At 56.8% G+C, this 5,068-nt stretch carries 3 protein-coding genes; all 3 read left to right on the forward strand.

What is annotated here, in order from left to right; genetic code table 11:
- Nucleotides 1–1,013: pyridoxal-phosphate dependent enzyme (locus BA066_06660; protein RDD53010.1), on the forward strand; the 1,013-nt coding region annotated here is incomplete at its 5' end.
- A gap of 147 nt (nucleotides 1,014–1,160) precedes the next feature.
- Nucleotides 1,161–2,765 carry an MFS transporter gene (locus tag BA066_06665; GenBank protein RDD53011.1) on the forward strand — a complete coding sequence of 535 codons (1,605 nt, stop codon included), beginning with the start codon at nucleotides 1,161–1,163 and terminating at the stop codon, nucleotides 2,763–2,765.
- 763 nt (nucleotides 2,766–3,528) lie between these two features.
- Entirely contained in the window at nucleotides 3,529–4,794 is a 1,266-nt protein-coding gene (locus BA066_06670) for an aspartate aminotransferase family protein (protein ID RDD53012.1), read from the forward strand.
- The last annotated feature ends 274 nt before the right edge of the window (nucleotides 4,795–5,068 follow it).

A 5,068-nucleotide genomic window follows, 5' to 3' on the forward strand; every position in this document is an offset into this window, starting at 1 on the left:
GCTCACCACTCGAGCTAGTGCTGGAGGATCCCTTCGACAGGGATCAGGTCCACAGGGGGGATCACACGATATGGAGGTACTCCCGGTTCCTCCCCCCTGTCACCGGCAGGGTCAGCCTGGGGGAGGGCTGGACCCCCCTGGTGAGGATAGGGGATCTCCACCTCAAGCTGGACTTCCTGAACCCCACGGGCTCCTTCAAGGACAGGGGCTCCTCGGTCCTCATTTCTCTGGTGGCCGAGGGGGTGAGGTCCAGGGGAGGTTACGTGAGCGAGGACTCCTCGGGAAATGCCGGGGCATCCATAGCGGCTTACTCAGCCAGAGCAGGTCTTAAAGCCAGGATATACGTTCCTGAAAATGCCAGCGGCCCTAAGTTGCAGCAGATAGCTGCTTACGGGGCGGAGATAGTGAGGGTGAGCGGGAGGAGGGAGGACGTCACCAGGGCGGCGATGAGCGAGGAGGAGGGGAAGTTCTACATAGGTCACGTCTACCATCCGGCCTTCTGGGATGCCATGCGCACCCTTGCCTATGAGATAGCCGAGCAGACCGATTGGAAGCCTCCAAGCAAGGTATTCCTCCCGGTTTCAGCTGGAACACTCCTCCTAGGGGTCCTCAGGGGCTTCAAGCACCTCCTCAGCTCGGGCGAGCTGGACAGGGCACCTGAGGTGATAGCGTGCCAGACGAGGGAGGTCTCGCCCCTATATCACAGGATGAGGGGACTCCCCTACTCTCCTCCCAGCGTTGTTAGGAGCGTTGCAGATGCCCTGATAAGTCCCAATCCTCCCCTACTGGGCATGATGGTTGAGGAGCTCAGGGGTTTCGGCGACGCTGACGTGGCTGAGGAGGAGGAGATAGTTGAGGCCCACAGGGAGCTGGCCAGGCTCGGCATATACGTTGAGCCGAGTTCAGCGGTCGCCTACGCCGTTTACAGGAGGTGGCTGAGGGAGGGCAGGATTGAGGGTGAGGCGCTCGTCATACTGACCGGAATGGGGCTCAAGAGGAGCGCTCTGACATGACCCCATAAAGCGAGAGGATCTGAACGGGCTTCTGTGAGTGGTGAGGCTGGGGCTTTGATGCTCCTCACCCCTCACCGGGATCCATCGCGAGGCTGACGTTCGGCCCAGATCGGAAAGATTTTTAATCTCAAATCACCGGAAGAGCCGATGAGCAGAGAGGAGATACTTCACGTGCTCTCCGTAACAACGCTCGCATCCTTCCTGGCCGGGATAAACGCTAGGATACTGGTGGTCGGGATCCCTGAGCTCGCCCACTCGCTGGGGGCTGATATAGAGCAGGTGCTCTGGTTCACCCAGGCCTACATGCTGGGCTCGACGGCCACCCAGCTCATAATAGGGAGGCTGAGTGATCTCTACGGGAGGGTTAAGCTTTTCTCCACTGGCTTCGCGATATTCTCGCTGTCAGCTCTGCTCTGCGGGTTCTCATCCAATCCGCTTCAGGTGATCCTCCTCAGGCTCATTCAGGGGATCGGGGCGGCCATGCTCATGACCCTGAGCCTGACGATAATAACAGATGCCGTCCTCGGCAACAGGCTGGGAACGTGGATAGGGGTCAACCAGGTGGCCTTCAGGGCGGGCTCCCTAATTGGCCTGACGCTCGGGGGATTCATAATAGATTACATGGGATGGAGGTGGCTCTTCTGGGTTTACGTGCCCCTAGGGCTCGCCTCGGTGCTCTGGTCAAGGGTCAGGCTGAGGGAGAGGTACAGGCCCGCGGAGGTGGCGAGGATAGACTTCATGGGCTTCCTCACATTCACCTCATCAGTCTCCCTGATCCTCCTCTCCCTGACTCTGGCTGCCTACGGATCCCACAACCTCAGGACGTCAGCTCTACTGGCCCTCCTGGGGCTCGCCCTCCTGGCGATTTTCGCCTGCTGGGAGGTAAGATTTCCATCGCCCGCCCTAGATCTGAGGCTATTCAGGAACTGGCAGCTCACGAGCGGGGTGATAGCACAATTCATCTACTCCCTGGCCTTCGGCTCCGTCAGTGTGCTCCTTGTGATCTATCTATCCGTGGTGAAGGGCTACAGCGCCTCCCTCACGGGCATGTTCCTGCTCCCGTTCGAGATCGCCTTCCTCGCCTTCGGGACCCTGGGAGGCAGGCTCTCAGACTCCTACGGCTACGCTCCTATAACCCTGCTGGGCCTCGCTCTCGCATCGGCCTCGCTCTACTCCATGCACCTCTTCTCAGCTCGCACCCCCGCGCAGCTGATAGTGGCCTCCACGCTCCTCCTCGGCTGTGGGGCCGGACTCTTCACGACCCCAAATGCCAGCTCCATAATGAACAGCTCCCCGGCCGATAGGAGGGGCGTCACATCCTCCATAAGGACCATATCGTTCAACGTGGGGTTTGCGCTCAGCCTGAACCTCTGCATACTCGTGATGACGCGCTTCATCCCCTACGACCTGGCCTCCAGGCTCATAGCGATGGGGGAGGGAACCGTCAGCCTTCAAGATTTGGGATCGCTGGCCAAAGCCCTGAGCGAGACCTTCAAGGTCCAGTCATTCATAATGGCATCTGCCATGCTCTTCTCGATCTCAAGACTCCCATCAGGACGCCTCTTCATGTTCCCCGATCACCGAGCCCCGGCAACGGGAAGAATTGAGAAGCACACAATTCGCGGGATCCTAAGGGTATTTGGGGATCAAAGCTTCCAAAGGCCCTGGGAGAATGAGATCAAGGTTCCTATATGTGGTAGCATCGCGCCTTCCACCCGAGTTGTCGCTGAAAACGTCCTTGAACTCAGATAAAGCTGATCCTTCCCCGATCATGCGGCATGTCCTCGCTCCTAGGCGCTTTAGCCTGAAGAGGACTTTTTCAGAATGCTTCAGAATCTAAGCGGTCACGAGGAGAGATGGGGGCTGCACTGCCATCCATTTGAGATTCACCTGACGATGGGGAGGGATCCGAGCCTTTCTTTTAAGGAGGGAAGATTCATGAGCTGAGGGAATTTTCTCGCCTTTCCAACAGCTTCCAGAGTAGCCCTTCCCTGTTCCCCTACCTGATGAGCGGCCCAGCATCCCTTTGAGGTCCTCGCTCAGCCGCTCCATCCTCTAGCTACTCCCCTACACCAGCTTCCCAGCAAGCTCCCCATGACCTTCCGACTTCCTGATGGCCTTCCTCAGATCACACCTGATGAGATTATCGCCTCCCCACCCCCGGATCCATCGGCTCCAAAGGTTTGACAACATCCTCACCCGCCGCAAGACCTTGGACATTCATCCCCTCACCCAACCCAAACCCTTCGGGAGATTATGACGGTGTCATCCACCTCCATATCTCTCCCTCATCACCGATGCTATGAGGATGATGCGATGCTGGCGCGCAGCATCTCCCGACATCCCAGCCCGAGGAAGAGGATCATTCGCGGTTCGATCGGAGAGGAGTGGGAGTATCATGTCCTTAAGGGGATGTGTGAGATAAGATTTTTATTTTAGTTCCGGAGCTGGCGTCCAGGTGATGCATGTGGGTAGGATCTCCAGGGATGACGTGATCCGATTTTCGGATCAGTACATGATGACCAACGTCGCCAGATGGTGGAAGGACGACCCCATAGTAATCGAATCCGGAGAGGGGGCCATTCTGAGAGACATGGACGGGAGAGAATACATAGATCTTCACGCGATGCACGCTGTGGCCTCTCAGGGCTATTCTCACCCTAAGATAATACAGGCCGTCAAGGATCAACTCGGGAAGATCTTCGTCGTTGCGACCGATTTCTACAACGAGCCCCAGGCCCTTCTCGCTAAAAAACTTGCCGAAATAACCCCTCCAAAGCTTAAGAGGAGCTTCTTCGTGAATTCGGGAGCCGAGGCCGTTGAGACAGCGACGCTATTGGCCAAGAGGGCCACGGGAAAGCCCGGTCTGATAGCCCTCTGGGGTGCCTTCCACGGGAGGACCCACATGCCCAGGACCCTGACGGGCTTCTCCAAATACAAGAGGGGTATGGGATCTTTTCCCTACGGGGTGATGCATATCCCAAATTACTATTGCTACAGGTGCCCCATAGGTCTCGAGTACCCGAGCTGTAACCTCCAGTGCGCGAGGATGTTGGACGATGCCCTCAAGTACGCTGCCCCCGAGGAGATCGCGGCATTCATAGCCGAGCCCATACAGGGAACTGCTGGCAACATAGTTCCCCCTCCGGATTACTTCAGGGTCATCAAGAACATACTTGACCAGTACGGCATACTCTTCATAGCGGATGAGGTGATAACCGGATTCGGAAGAACGGGGAAGCTCTTCGCCATAGAGCACTTCGGCGTCGAACCCGATATAATGACTATGGCGAAGGCGCTGGGAGGAGGATTTCCTGTCGCAGCAGCCATAGCCAGTGAGGAGGTGGGAACCGCCTTCAGGCCCCTAGATCACTACTCAACATACGGGGGCAACCCTCTGGCCATGGCGGCCGCTCTAGCGGCCATCGAGGTCATAGAGGAGGAGAGACTCGTGGAGAAGTCCGCCAGGGATGGGGAGTACATGTTGAAGAGGCTCAGGGAGCTCATGGATAGCCATGAGATCATAGGTGATGTGAGCGGTAAGGGCCTGCTCATAGGCTTAGAGCTGGTGAGGGATAGGAAGACCAAGGAACCAGCCGTGGAGGAGGCGGATAAGTTCAGGATCGAACTAAGGAAGAAAGGCGTTATAATAGGGCCACCCGGTTGGACCGGCTCCAGGATCAGGATAAACCCGCCCCTCGTCATAACCAGGGAGCAGATAGACAGGGCCGTGGATGCGATCGACGAGACGCTCAAGTCCATTGGGAGGAGGACTCCCTGATCGAATTATCATAATTTTTTGACCTTTATCCGCTTATCCATATGCATTGTCAGGCTCCGCTGTATCGTTTCCAACAAAATGAGTTTAGTAATTCTGGTGAAAACATAATGCGGCGAGATGGTGAGGCCGTGAGGGAGGAGTATCCCGCCGGGCACGGAGGCGGATCAGCCATTTCAGTAAAAATTTTGTAACTAATGTGGCCGCGATGGGTGTATGATATTTACTCAACGTAATCTTTATATTTTCCTGCCGGGTCCCCGTGGTGCACCTCTAC

This window comes from Candidatus Korarchaeota archaeon NZ13-K, from assembly GCA_003344655.1.
In the GTDB taxonomy this organism is placed as follows: Archaea; Korarchaeota; Korarchaeia; order Korarchaeales; family Korarchaeaceae; genus Korarchaeum.

Bases quoted from the DNA above. Each gene is read 5' to 3' on its own strand.
- BA066_06665 (RDD53011.1), top strand. From the start codon at position 1,161: ATGAGCAGAGAGGAGATACTTCACGTGCTCTCCGTAACAACGCTCGCA.
- BA066_06670 (RDD53012.1), top strand. From the start codon at position 3,529: ATGATGACCAACGTCGCCAGATGGTGGAAGGACGACCCCATAGTAATC.